The following is a 2,551-nucleotide window of genomic DNA, read 5'->3' on the forward strand; positions in this document are numbered from 1 at the left end:
CTGGTGCAGTTCCTCGCCGTCGGTGAGACCATCACCTTAAGCTTTGATGTCACTGTCGATGACGGCAACGGCGGCACAGATACCGAGACTGTCACAATCACAATCAATGGAACCAACGACCCGGTTGAAGGCGAATTTGCCAAAGAGATCTGGGTTCCGGCCTCCCTGTTACAACTCTCGGATCCTTATCTTGCCGGTTATCCGCTGAATATTGATGTTCCAACCGATGTAGATGCCACGGATGAAATTAGCATCACAAACCTGAGTCTTGAGTTTATCGATCCTGCAGAAACTGCCGAGCTAGGCTCTATTTGGTACTGGGATGATGGCGAGCAGATGCTGGTGCAGTATGACTTTGACAATCCTGAAGCCTTGTCTGCAGCAGAGTTAGGCAGTCTGGTCTATCTGCCGGGTAATAACGGTGATATTGAGGAACAGCTGGATATTTCTCTGACCTTCACAGTCAACTCAGGTACAGAGCAGGTGGTTGGCGACTTCATCATCCATGCGGTGCCGGGGAACAGCTTAGGAGGGGAAAGTGTCACCATAGGTGATGGTTCATCACCTTTAACTTCAGGTAATGACCAAGATGCCATTCTCAGTATCAGTGGTGGATTCGCCGATGCGATTAATTTAGCGCCTTCCGCCGGTAGCCTGGATCTATTTACCGACTTCCAAAAATCGCCCTTTGCCATTCCAATCCCCGGCAATGAGAGAGACATTGACTCCACAGCCGGCAGCAAACGGGAAACAGAGGTATCGGTCAGGCTAACTATCAACGGTATTACCTTCATTGTGTTGCTGGCTGATCCTGTGGATAACATAGAACAAACTTGGTTTTATGATGCAGATTCTGGCTTGATGAAAGCCAGTATTGGCTACGATCAGATTGTGCAAGAGTCAGATAACTCGATAACACTCGCTGACTATCTGACCTTAAATCCAGCCCAAGCTGCCGATCAGTGGACTATTACTTACTTCGACAATGATGGAGGCAGCTATCAAGCCCGATATGTACAAGCTGTATTTACTCACGAGCTGCTGCCTGATGATGCCATTACGATAACAGGAAGCGACAACATAGATAACCTCATCTTTGGTAGCACTCAGGGTGACTCTCTCACCGGAGCTAACCAAAGTGATGAAATTGTCGGTCGCGAAGGGAATGACACCATCAAAGGTCTGGAAGGCGATGACCAATTACTGGGTGGTGCCGGTAATGACTACATCTTTGGCGGTACAGGTGCCGACTATCTGGTTGGCGGCCCCGGCAGTGACCACCTGGATGCTGGCTTAGATAATGACAGAGATATTCTTATCTGGGATGCCGGGTCTGCAGATGGCAGCACCGATGACGTCTATAACTTCTCCCCTAACACAGATGTACTGGATTTATCGGACATATTGGTTAATGAAGAAAATGGAGTTTTGGATGATTACCTGGACTTCAGCTTTGTGAATGGCAACACCATCATAACTGTCGACACGACTGGCGCCGGCGGGGACAGTGTCACCATAGTACTCAATGGTGTGGATCTGTCCACAGAGTATGGAACTACCGATGAAGGTGTGATTATTCAATCCCTTATTTCCGACGGCGCATTGTTGGTTACTCAACCTGTCGCTCAAGCCTCATTACCCGAGCCAAATTATACTTACTTATCCGAGGATCAGTTAATCCCGTAACAAAATCAGCAACAATTCACAACAAAATCAACAGAAGCGCTAAGCTTCTGTTTTTTTATTAATCGAAATAAAAAATAAACCAATATAAATCATAAAATTACAAACCGTACGATTGGTGTCAAAAAATTGACTTAACCAGGTTATTCATCTAAGATCGCCCCAGAAGATTTACACTTCTTGTCAACTTGCAACCCAAAAACAATGGGCTGCAACTTTATTGATACGGATATTGCAAGCGCCGGGGGCGGGACATGAAAGCACTTATCGCAACACAAGATGGTCAAGTTAAAAGTTTGAATGGCAAGGCTTATGTCATGTCAAATGGCCAGCAAGTTCCATTACAACAAGGCGACTTGGTCGCGCACGGAAGCGAAGTTTTTGTCGATAATGATGCACAGATAGAGCTCTTACTCAGTGATGGGAGCAGTCTTAGAGGAGGAGCTGAAGTTCCTCAAGAAGTGTTGCAAAGTACAGATGCTGTAACAGATTCTGAAATTGAGCAGCTACAGGCCCTTATCGCAGCAGGAGAAGATCCAACCGCTTCATTGCCTGATACTGCTGCCGGTGGAACTCAAGGAAATGAAGGAACATCCGGTTTTGTTTCATTGACAAGAAGTGGTGCAGAAACTCTGGCTGCCAGTGGCTACGATTCAGCAGGCTTCGAAACTGATGCTATTACGCTGCAAGAAGGTTTATCACAAAACGCCTTCAACCTCACCCAAGTCGCGCCCAGTACTGTAACCTTATTGGCGCCAACCCAAGTCAATGAGGGTGGAAGTATCACCTACACAGCTGTTGTAGATAATGCCCCTCTTGAAAATGACTTGGTGCTGACCCTGTCCAACGGCGCCAGCATCACCATTGC

2 protein-coding genes are annotated in these 2,551 nt (G+C 47.0%); both read left to right on the top strand.

The features are described from left to right. The coding region (locus AYI96_RS20135; RefSeq protein WP_144362221.1) for a type I secretion C-terminal target domain-containing protein at nucleotides 1–1,686 on the top strand (1,686 nt) is incomplete at its 5' end. A gap of 251 nt (nucleotides 1,687–1,937) precedes the next feature. Next, a partial coding sequence (locus AYI96_RS20140; protein ID WP_144362222.1) for a retention module-containing protein occupies nucleotides 1,938–2,551 on the top strand: 614 nt, incomplete at its 3' end.

This window comes from Shewanella sp. MSW, from assembly GCF_007636515.1.
Classification (GTDB): Bacteria; Pseudomonadota; Gammaproteobacteria; order Enterobacterales; family Shewanellaceae; genus Shewanella; species Shewanella indica.